This window comes from Serratia sp. J2, from assembly GCF_046269175.1.
Lineage (GTDB): Bacteria > Pseudomonadota > Gammaproteobacteria > Enterobacterales > Enterobacteriaceae > Chania > Chania fonticola_C.
In genome coordinates this window covers 117,118-140,695 of the sequence record NZ_JBKABN010000017.1, presented here as the reverse complement: position 1 = coordinate 140,695, position 23,578 = coordinate 117,118, and the positions used below count along the sequence as shown (strand labels likewise).

Genomic DNA, 23,578 nt, shown 5'->3' with positions numbered 1-23,578 from the left:
CCCACAATATAGATCGAGTGCCACATTAACAGTGCATTGGGGAGAGGGAGCGGGTCCAGAGCTGCGGTCAGATACAGTAGACAAATTGTGGCACGTTCGGTCCCCTTGAGGGTGAGGGGTGCGGCGTCAAGGTAGCTGTAAGCATCTCGACGATGCAATCGGACAATTTATCACCATACTCTGTTTAAGCAAAAGTTAGAAAGTATTTGCTACTATACTCATAGCGCTATAATTTAGTTACTTTACTCACGACACAGGTATCATCATGACTAATCAGCATACTAACGGCGAATTGACTGAAGAACAAAAAAGAGAAATTGACTTAATAGCATTACAACGAGTCCAGGCAATGAATAGTGATGAGTTCCTTTGCCAGCGCATTGATGAAAAAGTTCACGCGATGGAAGATCACGTCAAAGCTTATTTCAATAAGTGTTTCTCACTCCACTTAAACAACAAGCGTAGCGAAAAGTAAAATCCTTTACGGGCCTGTGCGAAAACGCCCTATTCCAAGCCAGCAACTAAGCACGGTTTGTCTGTGAGAGGCTAAGAAACATGGAAAATGGAGCTAACTAATTGGAAAGTATCAAAGAAATAATTATCTATTTCTCTCTAATGCTACAGGTTTTTTTAGAGTTCCTCTCCGTTATTTGCGTTTTTGTCGGGTTGGTAAAGGCACTTTATACCACAATAACCAAAGTTAAAAGTCAGTCCATACTCTATTTGATAAGGGCGCGCTTTGGAACCTGGCTTGCTTTGGCGTTAGAGTTTCAATTAGCGGCTGATATCCTGGCAACGACAATCAACCCTAGCATGGAAGAGTTGATTAAACTGGTAATCATTGCCGTGATACGTACATTCCTTAATTACTTTTTATCTAAAGAGTTGGATTATGCCGAAAACAATGTTGCTGTCGTCGATAAAACCGACGCAACAACGCTGGAGGGGAAAAAGTAAAAGCGTCAAAGAAAGCATAGTTTGCTCCCGGGCCAGGCTAAGACTTCTTAGCCGCCATAGGGCTATACCTCTTCCCCAACTGTGATAGCGACATCAAACGGCTGCTGACCACGCGATTTTTACCCTCGCGTTTAGCGTCATACAGCGCTTCATCCGTCATCTCTATCGCTTTCTCCACCGACATACCGGCCAGGTAGAGCGAGGTGCCAATAGAGATGGTCAACCGCATCGCCTCCCCACTCTCGGTAATAAAATCAAATCCTTCCACCCGGCTGCGAATGCGTTCCGCCACGGCCGCAATATGCTGCGGTTCATAACTGGACGTGATGACCATAAATTCCTCACCGCCGTAACGTCCGACAAAGTCCTCATCACGTACACAATCTTTCAGAATGCCCCCCACGCTGGCCAACACGCCGTCACCAGCCAAATGGCCATAGGTATCATTGACCTGTTTGAAATTGTCTAAATCCAGCAACATCAGGCCACAAGACTCCCGTTGGGCGTGTTGCAGCATCATTTTGTAGTCCACGCTGGCGCGGTTGTTGATATGGGTCAGGCTGTCGGTCGTCGCCTTGCTGCGCATGGAGAAAAAGGCGTTAATATGGCGCTCTTTAAAGCTCAGGGCGTGGTAGCAAATCGCCAGGCACAGCGCCGATGCGGCCTGATACAACAGAATATCCAGCCACAGTTCCCGGAAGTTGACCAACGAGCAGACCACGGCAATGCGGTAGAGCGCAATGATACCAATGGTAAGGTAAAACACCCGGTTCGATTTTTTCCGCCAGACTCCCGTTAGCAGCAGCGGCAAGACGATCGAACCGATAAACAGATTATCCAGCGTAAAGCCGCCGTTAAAGCTAAAGTTCACCAGATAGCACACCACCCCACTGACTGCACCACCGAAAAACAGCACCAGAATCATCGGGATCATAGCAAAGCTGTAATAAATATTACCGGTGAGCAACAGCCGAGACTGATTCAGATACAGCACCGCCAGCCCCGCCAGCACACCAAATAACACCCGTTTCCACACGGCGGACTGGTAGGAAAAAGGGGCGTTTCTGCTAAGTGCAAAGTAGGCTACCGACAGCGTGGCATAGGTGATGCACGCGTCACTGTAAAAAGACGAGATCGACGCAATATATGTCATAACTATTCGGCATACTCCAGGATGCGGCAATGTTGTTTTTCGGGTTATTTTTGGCAACGGCCCCCTGTAATACCGCTTCCGACAGCACTCACCATACTAAAAATGACAATGACCAGGCGGGTATATGTTATTGCCAGGCAATCTATGTCCTATCCTCAGTTCAGGATAGTCTGTTATCCATCACACCACGGGGAAAATCTGATGAATATCGATGATGAATTGCAAGCGCTGGCGACACAAGAAACGGACCTTACCTTCCACCATTTCGACCATGCCACCGCGTGGGAGCTGGGCCTGGCGCTAAAAAATGCCGCAGAACATCGCCAATTACCCATCGCTATAGAAATTCAGCTAAGCGGACAAACGCTGTTTTATTACGCCCTGCCAGGGGCAACGCCAGACATTGCCGACTGGGCGCGGCGCAAGCGTAACGTGGTCAACCATTTCCATAAAAGCTCTTATGCCGTGGGATTACGCCTGCAACAACGGCAAGTCACGCTAGAAGAGAGATATGGCCTCAGCGTACGTGACTATGCCGCCCACGGCGGCGCATTCCCCATCAACCTGCTCAATGTGGGTTGCGTCGGTTCCATCTCTCTTTCTGGCTCCCCTCAGCTCGAAGACCATCATCTGCTGGTCAGCACTCTTGCTCAGTTTCTAGGCTTACCCTTGCCCGCAGTACACTAAGCGATAAAAGCTGCGCTTTTCCCCCGATCAACAGCGGACGATCTGCACAGGCTGGCGCTTGGCGCAAATGATCCGCTGAACAAATATAAATTAATCACAATCCTGATGCTTTGATACAAATCTAGGTATCGGCGGGCAGAAAGGGGTATGGTATCTACCAGCTATTCCGAGACGGACCTCCATGGCCCGCCATTCCGTTCTCTTTTATAGACTTGGTTTGCAACTTAGATGAAAACGCACGAAATCAACGGTATCCGCCCTTTTAGCGCCCTGATAGATGCCTGCTGGCGTGAACCCTATTCCCTTCAACGTCTGCTGAAAGATGCCATTGCCGGGGTCACCGTCGGCATCATTGCCATACCTCTGGCGATGGCGCTGGCCATTGCCAGCGGCGTTCCCCCCCAGTATGGGCTGTATACCGCCGCCATTGCTGGCATCGTGATCGCCGTCAGCGGCGGTTCACGCTACAGCGTTTCCGGCCCCACTGCGGCGTTTGTGGTGATCCTGTTCCCCGTTTCACAGCAGTTTGGGCTCTCTGGCTTATTGATTGCCACCATGCTGTCTGGCGTATTCCTGCTGATTATGGGGTTAGCGCGGCTTGGCCGCCTGATCGAGTACATTCCACTTTCAGTCACGCTTGGGTTTACCTCCGGGATCGCCATCACCATCGCCACCATGCAGGTGAAGGATTTCTTTGGCTTACGGCTGGCGGAAGTGCCGGAAAACTACATCGGCAAGGTCAACGCGCTGTTGCATGCTTTACCCACTCTGGACTATGGCGATACGCTGATTGGCGCGGTCACTTTGGTGGTTCTGCTGCTGTGGCCGAAGCTGGGGCTGCGTATTCCCGGCCACCTGCCCGCCCTGTTGGCTGGCACCGCGGTGATGGCTATCCTGGCTCAGTTCGATCATCAGGTTGCGACCATTGGCTCCCGCTTCAGTTTCGAACTGGCCGACGGCAGCCAGGGCCAAGGTATCCCGCCGATCCTGCCACAGTGGCTATTGCCCTGGCATCTGCCTGCTGGCGATGGTAAACCGACGGAACTGAGCTGGCACCTGCTTTCCGCCCTATTACCGGCAGCCTTTTCCATGGCGATGCTTGGGGCGATCGAATCGCTGCTGTGCGCGGTAGTGTTGGACGGTATGACGGGCAAAAAGCATCACTCCAACGCCGAACTGATTGGCCAGGGCGCAGGTAACATCATCGCTCCGTTCTTCGGCGGCATCACCGCGACGGCCGCTATTGCCCGCTCGGCAGCCAACGTGCGGGCAGGGGCAACCTCACCTGTTTCAGCCATCATCCACTCGTTAATGGTACTGCTGTCCTTACTGGTACTGGCACCATGGCTGTCCTACTTACCGCTGGCGGCGATGGCCTCGCTGCTGCTGTTGGTTGCCTGGAACATGAGCGAGGCGCATAAAGTGGTTTATCTGCTGCGCCGGGCGCCGAAAGACGACATTTTGGTGATGCTGCTGTGCATGTCGTTGACGGTGCTGTTTGATATGGTGATTGCCATTACCGTTGGCATCGTGCTGGCCTCACTGCTGTTTATGCGCCGAATCGCACGCATGACCCGCCTGAGCGAGTTGAGCGCCGAGGATGGCCGACTGGTGCTGCGCGTCAACGGACCGCTGTTCTTCGCCGCTGCCGAACGCGTGTTCAACGATCTGCTGGTACGCGGTGAAAACTACCACACCATCGTTCTGCAATGGGATGCCGTGCCGGTGCTGGATGCCGGGGGACTCAACGCGTTGCAACGTTATATCGACGCCCTGCCCGCCGAAAAACAGCTGGTGATCACCGATATTCCGTTCCAGCCGCTAAAAACCCTGGCTCGTGCGCGCATGAAGCCAATCGATGGCAAGCTGCATTTCTACCCCACCCTGCCAGAAGCGCTGACCGCGCTAAACGCCCAATAAAGCAAAAGGCCCGACAGATTCATGTCGGGCCTTCAGATTGGCGAGCGCAGCATGCGGCGCCCCCACAGCGCTATTTGTCAGCAGCCGTTAGTTGCTGGTATCCAGCTCAGCGAAGCTTTTCACCAGATCGTCGATGGCTTTCATCTGTACCAGGAACGGTTCCAGCTTATCCAACGGCAACGCCGAAGGACCATCGCATTTAGCATTGCTTGGATCTGGGTGCGCCTCGATAAACAGGCCAGCCAAACCTACAGCCATACCGGCACGAGCCAGCTCTGCAACCTGCGCGCGACGGCCACCAGAAGCCGCACCAAACGGATCGCGAGTTTGCAGGGCGTGGGTCACGTCAAAGATCACCGGATGGCCACCGGTCACATTCTTCATCACGTTGATACCCAACATGTCGACCACCAGGTTGTCATAGCCAAAGTTGCTGCCGCGATCGCACAGGATAACCTGATCGTTGCCACCTTCTTTGAACTTATCGACGATATTGCCCATCTGGCCCGGGCTGACGAACTGCGGTTTCTTGACGTTGATCACCGCGCCGGTTTTCGCCATGGCTTCAACCAGGTCGGTCTGTCGTGCCAGGAAGGCTGGCAGTTGGATCACATCAACCACTTCGGAAACTGGCTGCGCCTGTGCGGCTTCATGCACATCGGTGATAATTTTCACGCCGAAGGTGCTTTTGATTTCCTGGAAAATCTTCATCCCTTCTTCCAGGCCTGGGCCACGGTAAGAATGGATAGATGAACGGTTGGCTTTATCAAAAGAGGCTTTGAAAACGTAAGGGATGCCCAGTTTTTGCGTCACGGTGACGTAGTGTTCGCAGATGCGCATCGCCAAATCGCGAGATTCCAGTACGTTCATACCGCCGAACAGTACAAACGGTAGATCGTTCGCTACCTTGATGTCGCCAATGCTGACTACTTTCTGTTCCATGCTTGCACCTTATTGATTAATAAATCGGAATCAGTGAATTAATGCAGCGTGACCTGCTTGAGCTCGATAGAGTGGATTTGAATTTTTATCACTTCACTCACCGGATCTTCAGGGCACTGCTCGACAAAATAGTTGAGATCGGAAATGGCGATATGGTTGCATTCCAGCTGGGCATAAATCAAACCACGGTCGCGGATCTCGTAGGGATCGTCCGGGTCAAAACTCAGTACCACCTCGCTGGCCCGCAACGCAATTTCCATCTGTTTTTCTTCCATCAGCGCGGCTTTCAGCGTATCGAGCATCTTACGCACCACCAGAATGTTTTCCGATTCGTCCAGATCGTCATCTTCCAGTTCAGCCCCCAGCCCCAGATTACCCTTGAGCCAAACCTGCAACTGATGTTCGTTAAGCGTTTCTCCGTTCAACGGGTTAACCAGCCACATCTCCTCATCCAGCCAGTCAGCACGCATGATCAACTGAGTGGGGAAAATCACCGGCATCAGCGGCAGATCCAACTGGTGGGCAATATGCAGGAAAATGGTTCCCAGAGAGACTGGCGTACCTTGGCGAGCTTCCAACACCTTATCCAGCCAGATGGCGTCAGAAAGCCGATAAACACCGCTGGCACCGCCGAATCCCCAGGTTTTAAAGAATAATTCGATGAGCGCTTCCAACTGCTGATCCTGGTTGAGATCGTCCGGGATGATTGCGCGCGCTTCTTCAGTCAACTGCTGTAACTTGCGCTCTACCTCCGCCACCGGGAAGTCCCGCCGGATAACCTTCGACACCAGGATCACTCCCTCACTCAATGAGGAAGTGTTAAATTCGAAATCGGCAATGCTACTCATAGGTATCCCATCAAGAACGGTATTTTGGTCGTGGCTAGTTTAACGATCAGATACAGACAGCCCAGTGCCAGAACGAATGCCAAGGTGCGGATATTCCAGCTTTGCGTCTTCTTGCCCAATGCGACATAACCCAACAGGATATAGATAATAACGCCAAACAACTTCTCGGTCAGCCACGAGTCCATGCCAAGCAGCGGGTAAAGCTTAAACATCACCACCAGGGCAATACCGGTGGCAAACAGCACCGTATCATTGATATGCGGCGTGATCTTTACCCAGCGCTTGTTGATCATCGGCGATGCACGCCACTTCCAGAAGAAACGCAGAACAAACAACGTAATGCTGATGGCTACCGTTAATAAATGCAGATGTTTTAGCGCCATGTAAGCGGCCATAGTGGTTTCCTTGGTTTCTTATAGTGGTTTTTGGCCCAGAGTCACGCGATCGTTGCCGCCATAGTCGCGATGCGTTGCCACCGCGATAAATCCCTCAGTATTCAAAAGGGTACGTACACTTTCACCCTGTTGCCAACCGTGCTCAAGCAACAGCCAACCCTGCGGCTCTAAATAATCTGCGGCCTGCTGCACGATCGTTGCCAGATCGGCCAGCCCCTGATCGGCGGCCACCAGCGCAGTACCGGGTTCAAAACGGACATCGCCCTGTCCAAGGTGAGGATCGGCTTGATCAATATAGGGAGGATTACTGGCGATCAGCGCAAACTTTTGCCCGGCGACCGGCGTAAACCAGCTCCCTTGCAAAAAGCGCGCATTGTTAATCGCCAGTTTTTGCGCGTTATGCTGCGCCAGCGCCACGGCTTCCGGTTGCAGATCGATGCCGGTAAGCTGGCAGTCTGGCCGTTCGCTGGCTAACGCCAGGGCAATCGCGCCGGTGCCAGTGCCAAGATCCAGAATGGCGCACGGCGCTGCGGGCAGACGCTCCAGGGCCAACTCCACCAAACATTCGGTATCCGGGCGTGGGATTAGCGTAGCGGGCGAAACCGACAGCGGAAGCGACCAGAACTCACGCTCGCCAACCAGATACGCCACCGGTTCCCCGCGTTCACGGCGAGCCAGCAGCACCGTTAACTGCTGAGCCTGCTCCGCCGTCAGCGGAGTTTCGCCAAATGCCAACAGGTAGGTTCTGGCCCGACCGGTCACGAAACCCAACAGGATCTCCGCATCGCGTTTGGCGCTGTCACTGTGCGTCAGGCGTAAAGTCGCGGTTTTCAGCCAGGTTTGATAATCCATTACTCAGGCTCGGCAGAGAGTGCGGCCAACTGATCGGCCTGGTATTCCTGCACGATCGGCTGGATTAGCATATCCAGCTTGCCTTCCATCACCTCATCCAAACGATACAGTGTCAGGTTGATGCGGTGGTCGGTCACGCGCCCCTGCGGGAAGTTATAGGTGCGGTTACGATCGGAACGATCGCCGGTGCCCAACAGGTTGCGGCGGGTAGAAGCCTCTGCCAACTGGCGTTTCGCCATCTCTGCCGCACGGATACGAGCCCCAAGCACCGACATCGCCTTGGCTTTGTTCTTGTGCTGTGAACGTTCGTCCTGGCATTCAACCACAATACCGGTCGGCAAGTGGGTAATACGGATCGCCGAATCGGTGGTGTTAACGTGCTGACCACCGGCCCCGGAAGAGCGGAAGGTATCGATTTTCAGATCGCCCGCGTTGATTTCTGGCAGTTCCGCCTCTGGCACCGCTGGCATCACCGCCACCGTGCAGGCAGAGGTATGGATACGACCTTGGGATTCGGTTTCCGGCACGCGCTGAACGCGGTGACCGCCAGATTCAAACTTCAGTTGACCGTAAACGCCGTCGCCAGACACTTTGGCAATCACCTCTTTGTAACCACCGTGCTCGCCGACGTTTTCGCTCATGATCTCAACCCGCCAGCGGCGAGTTTCAGCGTAACGGCTATACATACGGAACAGATCGCCAGCAAAGATAGCCGCTTCGTCGCCGCCGGTTCCGGCGCGCACTTCCAGGAAGCAGTCGCGCTCATCGTCAGGATCCTTCGGCAGCAGTAACACCTGCAGCTGCTGCTCCAGCTCTTCCGTCGCCGCTTTGGCCTGTTTCAGCTCTTCCTGCGCCATTTCACGCATTTCCGGATCGTCCAGCATCATTTCTGCCGTGGCGAGGTCGTCCTGCACCTGACGCCATTCCAGAAAACAACGGCTGACGTCGGTCAACTGCGCATATTCGCGCGACAGGCCACGGAACCGATCTTGATCGGCAATGACACCGGCATCGCCGAGCAGCGCCTGAACTTCTTCATGGCGCTCTTGTAACGCTTCCAGTTTGGCAACAATAGAAGGCTTCATGCGTGGTTTTAAACCCTGTTAATAAAAGAGAACTAATGCTGATCCAGCCCGAGGCTGTCGCGTAAAATATGCAACCGCTCCATGTCGCCGTCACCGGCGGCCTGCTGGAGGGATTTGGTAGGGGCATGAATAAGACGATTGGTTAATCTGTGGGCCAGCTCATGGATCACCTGCTCCACGTTAGCGCCTTGAGCAATCGCTGCCAGCGCTTTTGACTCCATTTCCGCACGGATTTGATCGGCCTGCGAACGGTAGTCTCTGATGGTATCTGTCGCGCCCTGTGAGCGCAGCCAGGTCATGAAATTGCTGCTTTCCTGCTGCACAATGGTCTCGGCCTGTACGGCCGCCGCCTGCCGTTGCGCCATATTGCTCTGAATAATGGCCTGCAGGTCGTCCACGGTGTAGAGATAGGCGTTCGCCAGTTTGCCCACTTCCGGCTCGATATCGCGCGGAACGGCAATATCCACCAGCAACATCGGCTGATTGCGGCGCGCTTTCAGTGCCCGCTCAACCATGCCCTTGCCGATGATGGGCAACGGGCTGGCGGTGGAGCTGATAATGATATCGGCATCGGCCAGGCGTGCGTCAATCTCCGGCAATGAGATCACCTCTGCCCCCACCTCTTGCGCCAGTACCTGAGCGCGTTCACGGGTGCGGTTAGCGATGATCATATGCTGTACTTTATGCTCACGCAGATGGCGGGCAACCAGCTCGATTGTTTCCCCTGCACCGACCAACAGCACATTCAGTTCGGCAAGGGATTCGAAGATTTGACGCGCCAGTGCACAGGCGGCGAAGGCAACGGATACTGCGCTGGCACCGATTTCGGTTTCAGTACGTACACGTTTGGCAACGGAGAAGGATTTCTGGAACAGGCGCTCCAGCTCACCGGAAAGTGACTGGCCACGCTGGGATTCGGCAAAGGCTTTCTTTACCTGCCCGAGGATCTGGGGTTCACCCAGTACCAAAGAGTCTAGCCCGCTGGCAACGCGCATCAGGTGGCTGACGGCCTCGTCGCCGTGGTGCCAATACAGGCTCTTGCGTACGTCTTCCGGACGCAGATGGTGATAATCACATAACCAGGCTACCAGTTGTTCATGCAGATGATCCTGCTGCTCCACGCTGAGGTACAGCTCGGTACGGTTACAGGTAGACAGCACAACGCCGCCCTGCACCAATGGCTGTTGCAGCAAGCTATTCAGCGCCTTGTCGATCGACTCTGGGGAGAAGGTCACCCGTTCTCGCAGAGAAACCGGAGCGGTTTTGTGATTAATACCTAACGCCAGAAGGGTCATTGCTTCGAGTAATACTTCTCTTGGTACGGGTTCTCGTTGTCCGGCATTCTACTTGATGCGCGACATCAATTAAAGTGACAACCGCATCTTCCGGCCAATCGCTGGTATTGGTCGGACAAATCAGTCAACACGACAAAACCAGGTATGTTTCAAACTCATCAGAAACCTCAAGGGAAAAACGCTGAAATGTAATGTCACCCCTTGCAAACTACCCCTTTCAGCCTGTTTGGCGGCATCCTTCGTATTCCCACGGCTTAACATTACACATGACTGATAATCGCGATGAGTTACGGTTTCCATTGTTTTAATTGCAATTTTTTCGGCATGTTCCCATAATTCGGCCAAATAGTTAGCTAGCGAATTATTTGCATAAAAACCGTTACAGGATTTCACTTTCTGTCACCGGAAAGTGAGCAAACCAGAAAGCCCCAGGCGTGGTTGGCCGATGGATGGGTTTTCGTATCTAGAGCAGCACGTAAAAAGGGACGTTCCATGAAATTACGTAGATTAAGCCAGGCGGTTACCGCAGGGCTGATAGCGGGTTGTAGCGCATTTGCCGCACACGGTGAAATCACCTTATTAAAGCAGGATCCGCAAGCGGGCGATCCCCTCAGCCGCCTCACTTTTACCGTTGGTGGCAGTATTCGCCCGCAGTTCAACATGATGACTGGCGATGGCGATAAAGGTTCTTATAAACGCAACGGTTTTGACGGCGGTACGCGTTTTCGCTTCGCCACCGATTACTACCTGTTCGATGACATCAGTTGGATTAACTATTACGAGTTAGGCGTCAACATCCCGGCGCTGTTCAGTTGGGATAACCACTACGCCGAGGGGGCCAACAACACCTCACGCCGTATGCTGTATACCGGCCTGAAAAGCAAAACCTGGGGTCAACTGACCTTCGGTAAGCAAAACAGCGTTTACTACGACGTGGTCGGGGCCAAAACCGACATCTGGGATTACGACATGCTGGCCCAGGCACCAGGCAACGGCATTAACGGCGACTATGACGGCTCCTACCGTTCACGCAGCATGCTGAAATATAAAACAACCGTGGGCGACGCCGATATCTACGCCGCTTACCTGTTCAACGATGATGAATACCTGCCTGGTAACGGCCTACGCTACAAACGTAAGGGCGGCGGTTCACTCGGTGTGGATTATCATCTGAGTAAAGATCTGACCTGGGGCACCGCCTGGAACTACACCAACGCCGAGATGCGCAACCCCAATAGCGACGACAGTAAAGACTACAATCAAAACATTTTAGGTACCGCACTGAGCTGGAAACCGGACAACTGGACGCTCAGCTTCGGCGGCGGCTGGTATGAAAACTTCCTGACTACCAAGAAAAAGCAGGTGAATGACTACTTCGCTGGGAATGCCTGGGGGATTGAATATTTCGCTGGTTATAGCTTCCCGATAGGCGAATACGCGGTGAAATCCATCATGCCTTACTTTATGGGCGACCGCCTGCAGTACACCACAGGCCGCGACTATCAGCGTATTGATAATGGCTTGGGCGTCTCCTTCCAGTTCGACTACGGTTTCCGCGCCGACGTTGAGCACGTGCTGACGTCCAGCACCGATAATCTGGGCGATATGACGGTTGTTCGTTTGCGTTACGATTTCTGATCCACCAAAGCGCGCCCTTATACGGCGCGCTCAGACGGCAGACTCGTTCTGAAGGCTGTGCCCACAGATTTCCGACCCAAAAAGCTCCGCCATCGTTTACAATCCTCCCCACGCCAGACGCCACCCTTGCTGCAAGGCTTTTGCGCCATTGTATTATTGACGTTACGCCACTCGCCCGTTAGCGTGGTGGCAGAAATGCTAACCCGCACTGCCCCGCAAGGACAAAAGGACAACAAAACGTTATGCCTATCCGCAAAGTTAGTTTGCTTCGCCTGATCCCATTAGCCAGCCTGGTGCTGACGGCCTGTACCCTCACCAAACCTGGCCCGGCTACCAGCCCGACGTCTCCGCAGTGGCTCGCTCATGAGCAAGCGGTGCAACAGCTTGAGCAGTATCAGACCCGGGGCGCTTTTGCTTATCTGACCGATCAGAAGAAAGTCTACGCTCGCTTCTTCTGGCAGCAATACACACCCGACCGCTACCGCCTGCTGCTGACCAACCCGCTTGGCAGCACCGAGCTGGAGCTGAACGTGCAAAAAAGCGTGGTGCAGCTCACGGATAACCAGGGCAAACGCTATGTCAGCGACAACCCGGAAGAGATGATCCGCAAGCTGACCGGCATGCAGATCCCACTGGATAACCTGCGCCAGTGGATGCTTGGCCTGCCAGGGCAAGCCACCGACTTCAGCCTAGACTCCCAGTACCGCCTGAACAAGCTGACCTACAAGCAGGGCGATCTGACCTGGGTCGTCACCTATCAGGACTACAACACCGATCTAAAAATCCCGTTACCGAGCCGCCTTGAACTGCAACAGGGCGATCAACGCATCAAGCTGAAAATGGATAACTGGACGCTCAAGTGATGATCCATCAATGGCCCTCCCCGGCAAAGCTGAACCTGTTTCTCTATATCACCGGCCGTCGTGCAGACGGCTACCATCAGTTGCAAACGCTGTTCCAGTTCCTGGATTACGGCGATACGCTCACCATCGTTCCCCGCCAGGATGACCAGATCCAGCTGCTAACGCCCGTAGAAGGGGTGCCAGATGAGCAGAACCTGATTGTCCGGGCCGCTCGTCTGTTACAGCAACATTGCACTACCCATTCCATTGCCACCCTTCCCCGTGGGGCAGACATCAGCATCGACAAGCGTTTGCCGATGGGTGGCGGCCTTGGCGGAGGATCTTCCAACGCGGCAACGGTACTGGTCGCACTGAATGAACTTTGGCAATGTGGCCTGAGCGACGACCAGTTGGCAGATATGGGGCTAACCCTCGGTGCCGATGTCCCGGTATTTGTGCGCGGCCATGCGGCATTTGCCGAAGGGATCGGTGAGCAGCTACAGCCGGCAAATCCGGCAGAAAAGTGGTATTTGGTCGCTCATCCCGGTGTCAGCATCCCCACACCGGTGATTTTTGCCGATGCCGAATTAAAAAGAGACACCCCGGTTCGCCCGCTGAACGCCCTATTACAGGCACCTTACGCAAATGATTGCGAACCGATCGCAAGAAAACGTTTTCGCGAGGTTGAACAGCTTCTTTCATGGCTGTTACAATACGCGCCGTCACGCCTGACTGGCACAGGTGCTTGTGTGTTTGCAGAATTCGACTCCGAGCCCGCCGCTCTTCAGGTGTTAAATCAAGCCCCGGCCTGGTTGCGTGGATTTGTAGCGCGTGGCGTTAACGTCTCACCACTACATCGCATCCGTTCTGGGCAGTTTGAGCCGTAGCTCAACGTGTCGTTGCGCAGGGTCGTCTACCTGGCCCTGTCATCTCTGCGCTGCTCTGCAGTTCAAGTTAGTTTTACACACCCGTATGTATATTGCGTCGGCGTCGCCAACTGCCCCTTGGCGAAGACCGTATGACAATATCTTCTCTGGACGCATGCTGAGGTTCTTCTCGTGCCTGATATGAAGCTTTTTGCTGGTAACGCCACCCCGGAACTAGCACAACGTATTGCCAACCGTTTGTACACCAGCCTTGGTGACGCCGCTGTAGGTCGTTTTAGCGACGGCGAAGTGAGCGTGCAAATCAACGAAAATGTACGCGGCGGTGATATTTTCATCATCCAGTCCACCTGTGCACCCACCAACGACAACCTGATGGAACTGGTTGTTATGGTTGATGCCCTGCGTCGCGCCTCCGCAGGTCGTATTACTGCTGTAATTCCTTACTTCGGCTATGCCCGCCAGGATCGCCGCGTGCGTTCTGCGCGTGTGCCAATCACTGCCAAAGTTGTTGCCGACTTCCTCTCCAGCGTAGGGGTTGACCGCGTATTGACAGTCGATCTGCATGCCGAGCAGATCCAAGGTTTCTTCGATGTCCCGGTAGATAACGTATTCGGTAGCCCGATCCTGTTGGAAGACATGTTGCAACAGAACCTGGAAAACCCGATCGTGGTTTCCCCAGATATCGGTGGTGTCGTGCGCGCCCGCGCGATCGCCAAACTGCTTAACGATACCGACATGGCCATCATTGATAAACGTCGCCCTCGCGCAAACGTTTCTCAGGTGATGCATATTATCGGGGACGTGGCAGGCCGTGACTGCGTACTGGTCGATGACATGATCGATACCGGTGGTACCTTGTGTAAAGCAGCCGAAGCGTTGAAAGAACGCGGTGCCAAGCGCGTATTTGCCTACGCCACGCACCCGATCTTCTCCGGTAACGCCGTGGATAACATCAGGAACTCGGTGATTGATGAAGTGATCGTTTGTGACACTATTCCGCTGTCAGCAGAAATCAAGGCGTTGAAAAACGTGCGTACTCTGACCTTGTCCGGTATGTTGGCTGAAGCTATCCGCCGTATCAGCAATGAAGAGTCAATTTCCGCGATGTTCGAACATTAATCTCTTCTCTGGCGCGGTTTATCTCCACTGCGCCAGGTTGTTCGGGTGAACATCCCTGAAAATAAAAAACCCGTTGAAGCGCGAGCAACAACGGGTTTTTTACGGGATGTGGGACATAACCTTAAACCTTATACGGCCAGACTCCCTTGCCTTTGTTCGCCAGATCCTTGGTTGTGGTTAATCAATGTGACGGGCGGCGCGGGTTGTTTTGGCAGCGTTTATCAAAGTGTTTTGCCCACCAATAACGATCTGCTACCCGCTCGCGCCCACCAATACGTGCACCGGCCAGCCACAACAAGGCGCCGATAAAGATACTCATGATGGCGCCGTGGGCAAAGAACTGCGGCAAATTGAACTGTGATACTTCAGCCAGGATAGAGTATCCCACCCCGCCAACCATTACCACCATACCCATTCCCATTAAAACGTTGCCAATGACCTCAGCGTTTTTACGTTTCATATGCCACCTCCAGAGTGCCATGTGCCAATAGAGGGAAAACCCTAACTCGTTATCCCACTTTGATTAGTTAAGTATAGTCATTATTTCAGCATGGGTATTGCGTGACCGATCACAAATGGCAACTAAAGGCTGACAATTCTTTACTTTATGTTAAAAGTTAGCGAGATAACTGAATTATTTTACTAATGTATTATTCATTTTTCAGCTATTAACGGGGGACACCAGATTTTTGTCATTCTGCACTCAGGCAGGTACACTAACGGCCTATAAATTTCGAGCTGTGCCGCTGTGAAACCTCAGGCGATCGCAACCTGGAAGGCAACGGGCACGCCCTTTCCATTTTTCTAGCATAGTGAATCTCTTGTGAGCAGTATCAAACTGATTGTTGGCCTCGCCAACCCGGGCGCAGAGTATGCCCAGACACGGCACAATGCCGGCGCATGGTATGTTGACCTACTGGCGCAACGCCACAACCAACAGCTGAAGGAAGAGAGTAAGTTCTTCGGTTACACCGCACGCCTGAATCTGGCCGGTAACGACGTTCGGCTGCTGGTTCCTACCACCTTTATGAACCTGAGTGGTAAAGCCGTTGGCGCTTTGGCTACCTTCTACCGCATTCTGCCGGAAGAGATCCTGGTAGCCCACGATGAGTTGGATCTGCCACCGGGAGTGGCGAAACTCAAATTAGGCGGCAGCAACGGTGGCCACAATGGCCTGAAGGATATCCAGAGCAAGCTGGGCAATAACCCGAACTTTTATCGCTTGCGCATTGGCATCGGCCACCCAGGTGATAAAAACAAGGTGGTAGGCTTTGTGCTGGGTAAGCCGCCAGCATCAGAGCAAACGCTGATTGATGATGCCATCGATGAGTCGTTACGTTGCACAGAGATCTTGCTGAAGGAAGGTATGACTAAAGCCATGAATCGTTTGCATGCGTTTAAAGCGACTAGCTAAGCGGTTAGGCCAAGTGATGTGATTTTCACTTGCTTGGCCTGCTACTTATCGGGCAATAGCGGCACAGTTTACGAGTACAGTTTGGCTGCACGCTGTTTTGCGCAACAACATCAACGACCTCTGACGTGGTTTTCTTTTTCTTTTTCAAATCCACACTTGCAGCAAAAAAAGGCCGCTCAATCAGGCTCTTCCTCCGCTCGTTGCGGAAATGAATAATAAAAGAAATAACCGAAAGTAATAATAAAATCGGTGCAGAAAGCACATCAATCCCATTCATGGAATAAATTCCTCCTTGAATTAAAATGGCACAACCAATAAGACGCGGATAATATCTTAAAAAAATACGCCCAACAATACTTGCAGATAAATTTATCTTTATCTTCCTTAAACTACCTCAATATAATTAAGAAATTACTTATATTTACATAGAAACATCCTATGCCATTTACAGGATGTTTCCATTAATAATTAACAGATAATTCTTATAAAACAAAAGGCAATTACAATCACTTATTAAATAAATTAACTATTTAGACTCAATACAAAGAATAATCCCATAAAATAAAAAAGCCAATAAAAACAAAGAAATGCACATCAGCCCTATTGATGGTCATGCCTAAAAAACGAAATAATGATTAAATAATCATCATATTTAAAGCAAAAGCCAGCTTAAAATTAATGAGTTTTTCCTAGCCTGGCTAGATAGCCCAACATAAGATAAGTAACATCTTACGGTTTAACGTTCGGTAACTCTTTATCCGCTGAAATCCGCCAGATTTTATTATGATATGTTGCCACGTTGTTTCATTGGGTGAGGAAAATCCAAGAATAACCCTATGCAAAAAGTGCCTTTACGATCAAACATACATTTAAAATGAAATATTAACTCACTTTTATTACTAAATATCTGATAACAAATACCCGGAATAATCTTCGATAGTAGTGTTCCATGTCCTATTGCCAGATGTGTTCAAGTTAGATCTGTACCTTGCCTGCAGAACACCTCTATCGACGTTAAATTGACCCGGTCCGGGCGTTAGCAGCCGTTAAGGAACACCTCGGGTGATAGCGCCAGCAACGGGCAGATCGAGATAACTGCCCATTACGTGTATAATAGGGGGATAATTTCGTCCTTTATGCAGCAGGCTAATGTTAACCTGTTGATAGTCAAGATATTTAAGGTGATATAAACATGGGATTCAAATGCGGTATCGTCGGTCTGCCTAACGTTGGCAAATCCACCCTGTTCAATGCGTTGACCAAAGCGGGTATTGAAGCGGCTAACTTCCCGTTCTGCACTATTGAACCCAATACCGGCGTGGTACCGATGCCCGATGCACGTCTGGATCAACTGGCCGAGATCGTCAAGCCGCAACGCATTCTGCCCACCACTATGGAATTCGTTGATATCGCAGGCCTGGTAAAAGGGGCTTCCAAAGGCGAAGGCCTGGGTAACCAGTTCCTGACCAACATCCGTGAAACCGAAGCCATCGGCCACGTGGTGCGCTGCTTTGAGAATGACAACATCATTCACGTGAATAACAAAGTGGATCCGGCAGACGATATCGACGTCATCAACACCGAGTTGGCGCTGTCCGATCTTGATACCTGCGAACGCGCCATTCACCGTGTGCAGAAGAAAGCCAAAGGCGGCGATAAAGATGCAAAAGCCGAATTGGCCGCACTGGAAAAATGCCTGCCACAGTTGGAAAACGCCGGTATGCTGCGTGCACTGAATCTGACTGCTGAAGATAAAGCCGCGATCCGCTACTTGAGCTTCCTGACCCTGAAGCCGACCATGTACATTGCCAACGTCAACGAAGACGGTTTTGAGAACAACCCGTATCTGGATGTTGTACGCAAGATTGCTGCCGAAGAAGGTTCCGTGGTGGTTGCGGTTTGCGCCGCTGTTGAATCCGACATCGCAGAGCTGGAAGATGAAGACCGCGCCGAATTTATGGCAGAGTTGGGGCTGGAAGAACCCGGTCTGAACCGCGTGATCCGCGCAGGTTACGAATTGCTCAATCTGCAAACCTACTTTACCGCTGGCGTAAAAGAAGTGCGTGCCTGGACCATCCCGGTTGGCGCTACTGCACCGCAAGCGGCCGGTAAAATCCATACCGACTTTGAAAAAGGCTTTATCCGCGCCCAGACCATCGCCTTTGAAGACTTTATCACCTATAAGGGTGAGCAAGGTGCCAAAGAGGCCGGCAAGATGCGTTCCGAAGGGAAAGACTACGTCGTTAAAGATGGCGATGTGATGAACTTCTTGTTTAACGTCTAAATGATGTCACTCATCTCATAGCATCTCAGTATGATTTATGAAGACTAAGTAAAGCACTGAAAATCCACGCACTGCGTGGATTTTTTTGTTATTTGCACTGTCTCTACCATGTTGAAAGCAGGCAGTCCACGCCGAACGCCCCGCTCATAGCAAAAAAGCCATGCGCTTTAACCCCCTATCCTTGCGCTTCGCCAAGCGTTAACTAGACTACTTTAAGGAAAACGACTTGCTCTCTTAGGGCGAAGTCACCACCTTCCCTGGCCCTTCTCATCGGGAGAAGAGGTGCCACGCCAGACATTGGGTAAGAATCAAAAGAGAGCATGCCGTGAGTACCAACTATGAAGTGTTGTTCAATAGCAGTTACGATCGGATCACCGCCAAAGATCAGGGCGACCTGTTTTTCTCTCATTTCTACCGATTGTTCATTGAAAGTACGCAAGAGCTGAACATTCAGCCCACGCCCGAACATCAGCAAGCGCACAAAAAAATCATCTACAAATCCTTTTTTTATATGCTTTCGGTTGCCACCACCCACATCGTGGCCGACTATCTGGAACATGTGGCGCGGGAACAGAGTTCACAAGGTTTGAATCTGCCCGCCTCTGTTTTTGCCTACTGGCGGCGGGCGGTCTTGCAAACGGTGCGGGATCTCGACCCGGAATGTGATGAAGAAGTGCTTACCGCCTGGGCAATTTTTATGGCGCCGGGGTTGGAGTTCATGAGGCGACAGGCTGAGTTGCACCATGACGCCGATCAAGGCAGTAAAAATGAACGCTAACAGCATGTCTGGCCCAAATAGTCATTTTATTCAGGCGGTAGAAAACTCCCGCATCGGCATTTGGGATTGGGAATGCGCCCAAGATCTATGGCAGGTCAATGACGCCTTGTTATTACTGCTAGGGGTTAGCTGTGAGAGTGATGAGTTTTCCTCCTCGCTTTGGCAACAAGTCATTCACCCCGATGATTTACCACTGGTTCTGCGCTGCCTCCATGAAGCCAATAAAACGGTATTGCCTGTTTTTGACTGTGAAGTACGCGTCAGGCACAGCAATGGCGACGAGCGCTGGGTACTGATCCAAGGGCAAATCATCAGCGTCAGTATCAAAGGGGAAGTACAGCGAGTCATTGGGACTTTGCAGGACATCACCGAGCGTAAGGACGCGGAAGCCTCGTCCCAGCAGGCCGTTGCATTAGCCCACGCCGCCAACCAGGCCAAGAGTGAATTCCTGGCCAATATGAGCCATGAAATCCGCACGCCAATGAATGGGATCCTGGGCATGTCTCAATTGTGCCTGGAAACCAATCTTAATAAAGAACAACGTGATTACATCAACATGGTGTATTCCTCCGCTCGTGCCCTGCTAAAGATCATCGACGATATTCTCGACTTTTCGAAAATAGAGGCGGGGAAAATCAGCCTGGAGTTTGAGGACTTTTCCCTGCGGCAGCTAATCCATGAAATTACCCGCCCCTTGATGCCTAAATTTTCCGAAAAAGGGATTGAGCTACTGGTAGACATTCATCCAGATGTACCTACTATTCTGCACAGCGATGCCCTGCGTTTACGGCAGATCGTGACCAATCTGATTGGCAATGCCCTAAAATTTACCCATACCGGCGAAGTGGTATTGCAGATCGCGCCCTCACACACACACCCGAATATGCTGACATTCAGCATTATCGACACCGGGATCGGTATTGCCGAAGATAAACAGACGGTTATCTTCGAATCATTCAGCCAGGCAGACAGTTCAACCACCCGCAAATACGGCGGTACCGGATTAGGGTTAACCATTTCGGCCCGACTGGTGGCCATGATGGGCGGCAAGTTACAGGTTTCCAGCCAGCCTGGTCACGGTAGCCGCTTCTATTTTTCTTTACCTAATACCCTCTCCTCCGCCCGAACGGTAACAATGTTGCCAGCCAGGCTAAAAGGGATGAACGTATTGGTAGTGGATGATAATGAAACCAACCTAAGGTTACTGTTTGACATGCTGCGCAATGTCGGGCTCAAGCCACAAACGGTCAACTCTGGCCAGGCAGCACTGGAGTTGATGGCTACGGGCCAGCGTTTTCCGCTGATCCTGCTGGATTCGCAAATGCCAGAGATGGATGGCATGGCTCTGGCCCTAGAGATCATGTCAACGCCGGAGCTGCGTCAAAGTAAATTGATCATGCTCAGTTCAATGGGTAACCGAATAGACACCGGCGTATTGCGCAAGGTAGGCGTTTCGGGCTTTTTAACCAAGCCCATTGATGCCAACGAGTTACTAGAAACCATCACTGCCACCTTTATTCCGCAAGAAATGATCGCTCCGGAGTCCACGGTTGAAACACCACCACCGGCTACAGGTAATGGGATACGCATTCTGGTAGCGGAAGATAATCTGATCAATCAACAGTTGGCGATCAACTTTACCCGTAAGTTGGGTCATACCTGCGATGTGGTGGGCAATGGCAAACTGGCGTTGCAAAAGTTGCAGCAAGACGACTACGAACTGGTGTTGATGGACCTGCAAATGCCGGAAATGGATGGAATCGAAGCGGTAAAACTCCTTCGTGCGGGTGAGCAACAATCAGGCCTGCATTTGCCCATTATTGCCATGACCGCGCATGCGATGAAAGGCGATCGTGAAAGATGCCTGGCTCAGGGATTCGACGGCTATATCAGCAAACCCATTCTGTTGGATAATCTTGCCAGCGAAATCCAGCGGGCACTTAATGCGGCTCAGGTATGCCCAGAGGAAGAGATCTTCGACTACGTTCAGTCGCTGGCACAGTTAGGTGATGACAAGGCCTTATTTAACGAGTTGGTGACGATCTTTTTAGAGGAACTTCCCTCTTTGACAAATGCGCTGCATACCGCCATAGAGGCACAAGATGTTGAAGCCATCCGGCGAAGCGCCCATCGGCTAAAAGGAGAGTGCCTCCACTTTGTTTGCCAGCCCCTGGAAAGCAGGCTTGGGAATATCGAACAGGCTGCGGCATTAGCTGATTTGGCTGAGATCACTGCTCAATATCGCGGTGTGGATGAATTATGTCAGCATCTGCAAACTTCCCTCGCTGCTGCAAGGGAAGTCTCATAACTGCTGCCAAGCTGCCCTACAATAGGCTCTTACTCAGCGTCAACCGATTGCGACCATTGACCGATTCATACTGCACTTTGTCCATCACGGACTGAATCAATATCAGCCCCATCCCACCTTCCGGCCAACTGGTTTGATCTAGAGGGTCTGGAGCAAGATCTGGCGGCTGCGCCCATTGATGCAAAATGTTATCCGGGATGGGTGAACCTGGATCCGACAGCGTCAGAGTCAGATGATGGCCCTCATTCGCCAAGTCAATCATGATATTCTGCGTATCGTCATAATTCACCGCATGCCTGACAATATTGGTAAATGCCTCACTCAAGGCCAAATCGAGCTGATAAACCAGGGCGGGATCCAGCGAAAACGGTTCAACAAAGCCATACAGCTCGTTGCTCAGCTGCGCGAGGCTGTTCAATGATGCCGGTAAACACAGCGTGGCGTTGGCAATTATCATATGACATTCCCTCGGCGCAAAACCAGACTCAGCGCAGCATGAGCTTCAATGCCGCAGCACGATCGCTGCCTATAATGAAAATTCGATCCATACGCGTCAGCTTGAACATATTCTGAATGTTGCTGTTCAAGGCGTAGAGTGCCAGATCCCCGCGGCCACTTAATGTCTTGAGGATGGATACCAGCGCCCCCAGGCAACTGCTGTCGATAAACTCAACATGGCTGAAATCCAGTAGGATGTTGTTTTTACCCTGCTGAATAAAAGACAATATTTCCTGTTTGAATACCACCGCGACAGACGCATCAAGGCGACGGACCAGAGGAGCAATAATTTCTACGCCACTCTCAGACTGGATCTCAAAGTTCATAACGACTCCTTTTTCACAATGTCTTAGTTGTTCTGGTCTAGCGAAAGTTACTACGCGATACGATCTATTGCCATCAGCGAAATATCATCCGCAAAGGGTTGAGACGGCCTTACGGGTGTTTTTTGCACCGGCTCATCTTCATCACAGCGCCAGGCATTCAACGCATTCTCCACCCTGGCAAATACTTGCTCCTTCGCCAAATGTCGGCTTTCACTCAGTAATGTCTGTAAACGCCGATCGCCGTAGAGCTCCTGACGCTGACCTTCACATTCAACGATCCCGTCGCTGTAAAGATAGAGCCGATCCCCGATCTCCAGCATAAAATCGCTATCTTCATATTCTGCTTCCTCGAACAACCCCACAGGCATCCCCCCATCACCAACGCAAGATAACTCGCCGTCTGCGCGGATGATAAACGGCGTCGGATGCCCGGCCTGGCAAAGAGTACCCTTGCCATTACTGATATCGATGACGCCATAAATCAACGTGTAGTAACTGCTGATCTGCTCATTATCCAGGCAAAAGCGCTGATTCAGTTCCCCGACTACACGGTGTGGTGACACAGGAACCCTCTCCCCCTCGGCCGAGTGCTCCAATAACAAATGACTGCTGATCCGGCCCGCCATAAACTCACGTGAAACTGCCAGTGACAGCATGGCGGCACTTACGCCATGTCCGGCAACGTCTACGCTAAAAAAAGCGATATGGCGCTCCCCCAACGGGAAGTAGTTTAATAAATCCCCCGACACATAAGCCGAAGGTAAAAACATCCAGTCAAATTCGAACCCTGCTAACACCAGGTTATGGGCGGGTAAGAAACTGTGTTGCAGCTTGGCAGCGACTTGCAGATCGGACTCTATTTGCTGATAGGCATAAGAGAGCTTTTCATTACGTGCTGCCAGCGTGCTTTCGAGCGACAGCACACGCTCCGCCGCGTGCAACCTGGCACGCAGCTGGCTTTGATTCACCGGTTTTGATAAAAAATCATCGGCACCCGACTCCATCCCCGTCAACAGATCCTCAAGAGACTGCCGGGCCGTCACCAGAATGACATAGATGTAATGGCCAAAATCGCCACTGCGGATAGCCTGGCACAGAGCGACTCCGTCCATGACCGGCATTTCCCAGTCGCTGATGACGATATGGATCGGCCGTTGGGTTAATTTTTTCAACGCCTGCTGACCATCTTCTGCCTCACAGACGCTAAATCCCCATTTCGTCAGGGCTGCAACCATCAGATGCCGATAACTCTTTGAATCATCTACAATCAGCACGGTCACTGGCAGTGTCTCAGAAGGCTGACCGAGGGTAAGCGGTTCCATACGTCATGATCCTATGTTCAACTCAGGT

Annotated in this window: 24 protein-coding genes; 12 read left to right on the top strand and 12 right to left on the bottom strand. The window is 51.9% G+C overall.

The features are described 5' to 3' along the window. Positions 1-265: 265 nt before the first annotated feature. Together ACKWMY_RS18155 and ACKWMY_RS18150 are read left to right on the top strand one after the other, a co-directional pair. Entirely contained in the window at positions 266-475 is a 210-nt protein-coding gene (locus ACKWMY_RS18155; protein ID WP_024528853.1) for a hypothetical protein, read from the top strand. A 101-nt stretch (positions 476-576) separates the two neighbouring features. Further along, positions 577-957 (top strand): DUF1622 domain-containing protein, encoded by a 381-nt coding sequence (locus ACKWMY_RS18150; protein ID WP_024528852.1) that lies wholly within the window; start codon positions 577-579, stop codon positions 955-957. Positions 958-994: 37 nt separating this feature from the next. Here ACKWMY_RS18150 and ACKWMY_RS18145 read toward each other — a convergent pair whose 3' ends face one another. Further along, positions 995-2,110, bottom strand: coding sequence for a GGDEF domain-containing protein (locus ACKWMY_RS18145; RefSeq protein ID WP_199062941.1), 1,116 nt, complete (start codon positions 2,108-2,110; stop codon positions 995-997). A 201-nt stretch (positions 2,111-2,311) separates the two neighbouring features. Here ACKWMY_RS18145 and ACKWMY_RS18140 point away from each other — a divergent pair, with 201 nt between their 5' ends. Further along, complete coding sequence (locus ACKWMY_RS18140; RefSeq protein WP_409486760.1) at positions 2,312-2,797, top strand: heme-degrading domain-containing protein; 486 nt, start codon at positions 2,312-2,314, stop codon at positions 2,795-2,797. A gap of 228 nt (positions 2,798-3,025) precedes the next feature. Beyond that, positions 3,026-4,717, top strand: coding sequence for a C4-dicarboxylic acid transporter DauA (gene dauA, locus ACKWMY_RS18135; RefSeq protein WP_199062942.1), 1,692 nt, complete (start codon positions 3,026-3,028; stop codon positions 4,715-4,717). Between the two features lie 87 nt (positions 4,718-4,804). Here the strand turns inward: dauA and kdsA are convergent, their stop codons facing one another. The 6 genes from kdsA to hemA are packed head-to-tail and all read right to left on the bottom strand — an operon-like array spanning position 4,805 to position 10,134. Then, on the bottom strand, positions 4,805-5,659 hold the full coding sequence (gene kdsA / locus ACKWMY_RS18130) for a 3-deoxy-8-phosphooctulonate synthase (RefSeq protein ID WP_021181107.1): 855 nt from the start codon (positions 5,657-5,659) through the stop codon (positions 4,805-4,807). A 38-nt stretch (positions 5,660-5,697) separates the two neighbouring features. Further along, a complete protein-coding gene (gene sirB1 / locus ACKWMY_RS18125; protein ID WP_024528848.1) occupies positions 5,698-6,507 on the bottom strand; it encodes an invasion regulator SirB1 in 810 nt (269 codons plus the stop codon). Continuing rightward, a complete protein-coding gene (locus tag ACKWMY_RS18120; protein WP_024485432.1) occupies positions 6,504-6,902 on the bottom strand; it encodes a SirB2 family protein in 399 nt (132 codons plus the stop codon). Before ACKWMY_RS18120 ends, sirB1 begins: the two co-directional genes overlap by 4 nt. Positions 6,903-6,920: 18 nt before the next feature. After that, complete coding sequence (prmC, locus tag ACKWMY_RS18115) at positions 6,921-7,754, bottom strand: peptide chain release factor N(5)-glutamine methyltransferase (protein WP_074028667.1); 834 nt, start codon at positions 7,752-7,754, stop codon at positions 6,921-6,923. Further along, entirely contained in the window at positions 7,754-8,839 is a 1,086-nt protein-coding gene (prfA, locus tag ACKWMY_RS18110; protein WP_024528846.1) for a peptide chain release factor 1, read from the bottom strand. The genes prmC and prfA overlap by 1 nt, the downstream gene beginning before the upstream one ends. Positions 8,840-8,871: 32 nt before the next feature. After that, complete coding sequence (gene hemA, locus ACKWMY_RS18105; protein ID WP_024528845.1) at positions 8,872-10,134, bottom strand: glutamyl-tRNA reductase; 1,263 nt, start codon at positions 10,132-10,134, stop codon at positions 8,872-8,874. A gap of 492 nt (positions 10,135-10,626) precedes the next feature. On the opposite strand from hemA, the gene ACKWMY_RS18100 reads away from it, so the two are divergent. From ACKWMY_RS18100 to prs, 4 genes are all read left to right on the top strand, one after another. After that, positions 10,627-11,772 carry a porin gene (locus tag ACKWMY_RS18100; protein ID WP_409486759.1) on the top strand — a complete coding sequence of 382 codons (1,146 nt, stop codon included), beginning with the start codon at positions 10,627-10,629 and terminating at the stop codon, positions 11,770-11,772. Positions 11,773-12,014: 242 nt separating this feature from the next. Further along, the gene (gene lolB, locus ACKWMY_RS18095) at positions 12,015-12,635 is read left to right on the top strand and encodes a lipoprotein insertase outer membrane protein LolB (protein WP_021181100.1); all 621 of its coding nucleotides are present in this window, start codon (positions 12,015-12,017) and stop codon (positions 12,633-12,635) included. Then, positions 12,635-13,501: a 4-(cytidine 5'-diphospho)-2-C-methyl-D-erythritol kinase gene (gene ispE, locus ACKWMY_RS18090; RefSeq protein ID WP_065685601.1), complete on the top strand. Its 867-nt coding sequence runs from the start codon at positions 12,635-12,637 to the stop codon at positions 13,499-13,501. Before lolB ends, ispE begins: the two co-directional genes overlap by 1 nt. 171 nt (positions 13,502-13,672) lie before the next feature. Next, the gene (gene prs / locus ACKWMY_RS18085) at positions 13,673-14,620 is read left to right on the top strand and encodes a ribose-phosphate diphosphokinase (RefSeq protein WP_002211240.1); all 948 of its coding nucleotides are present in this window, start codon (positions 13,673-13,675) and stop codon (positions 14,618-14,620) included. 181 nt (positions 14,621-14,801) lie between these two features. On the opposite strand, the gene ychH is transcribed toward prs, so the two are convergent. Continuing rightward, on the bottom strand, positions 14,802-15,080 hold the full coding sequence (ychH, locus tag ACKWMY_RS18080) for a stress-induced protein YchH (protein ID WP_074028659.1): 279 nt from the start codon (positions 15,078-15,080) through the stop codon (positions 14,802-14,804). Positions 15,081-15,443: 363 nt separating this feature from the next. Here ychH and pth point away from each other — a divergent pair, with 363 nt between their 5' ends. Beyond that, positions 15,444-16,034 (top strand): aminoacyl-tRNA hydrolase, encoded by a 591-nt coding sequence (gene pth, locus ACKWMY_RS18075; protein WP_409486758.1) that lies wholly within the window; start codon positions 15,444-15,446, stop codon positions 16,032-16,034. Between the two features lie 25 nt (positions 16,035-16,059). Here pth and ACKWMY_RS18070 read toward each other — a convergent pair whose 3' ends face one another. Next, positions 16,060-16,311, bottom strand: a complete 252-nt coding sequence (locus ACKWMY_RS18070) for a hypothetical protein (RefSeq protein ID WP_074028652.1) — start codon at positions 16,309-16,311, stop codon at positions 16,060-16,062. 915 nt (positions 16,312-17,226) lie between these two features. Here ACKWMY_RS18070 and ychF point away from each other — a divergent pair. The 3 genes from ychF to ACKWMY_RS18055 all read left to right on the top strand — a co-directional run bounded on the left by ychF (position 17,227) and on the right by ACKWMY_RS18055 (position 21,404). Then, positions 17,227-18,318: a redox-regulated ATPase YchF gene (ychF, locus tag ACKWMY_RS18065; RefSeq protein WP_409486757.1), complete on the top strand. Its 1,092-nt coding sequence runs from the start codon at positions 17,227-17,229 to the stop codon at positions 18,316-18,318. Between the two features lie 325 nt (positions 18,319-18,643). After that, entirely contained in the window at positions 18,644-19,096 is a 453-nt protein-coding gene (locus ACKWMY_RS18060) for a Globin (RefSeq protein ID WP_083196422.1), read from the top strand. Then, a complete protein-coding gene (locus ACKWMY_RS18055; RefSeq protein ID WP_409486756.1) occupies positions 19,086-21,404 on the top strand; it encodes a response regulator in 2,319 nt (772 codons plus the stop codon). Before ACKWMY_RS18060 ends, ACKWMY_RS18055 begins: the two co-directional genes overlap by 11 nt. Before the next feature lie 16 nt (positions 21,405-21,420). Here the strand turns inward: ACKWMY_RS18055 and ACKWMY_RS18050 are convergent, their stop codons facing one another. The 3 genes from ACKWMY_RS18050 to ACKWMY_RS18040 are packed head-to-tail and all read right to left on the bottom strand — an operon-like array spanning position 21,421 to position 23,550. Next, positions 21,421-21,861 carry an ATP-binding protein gene (locus tag ACKWMY_RS18050; protein WP_211135990.1) on the bottom strand — a complete coding sequence of 147 codons (441 nt, stop codon included), beginning with the start codon at positions 21,859-21,861 and terminating at the stop codon, positions 21,421-21,423. Between the two features lie 28 nt (positions 21,862-21,889). Beyond that, positions 21,890-22,228 carry an STAS domain-containing protein gene (locus ACKWMY_RS18045; RefSeq protein ID WP_211135989.1) on the bottom strand — a complete coding sequence of 113 codons (339 nt, stop codon included), beginning with the start codon at positions 22,226-22,228 and terminating at the stop codon, positions 21,890-21,892. Between the two features lie 50 nt (positions 22,229-22,278). Further along, positions 22,279-23,550, bottom strand: coding sequence for a SpoIIE family protein phosphatase (locus ACKWMY_RS18040; RefSeq protein WP_308870463.1), 1,272 nt, complete (start codon positions 23,548-23,550; stop codon positions 22,279-22,281). Between the last annotated feature and the right edge of the window lie 28 nt (positions 23,551-23,578).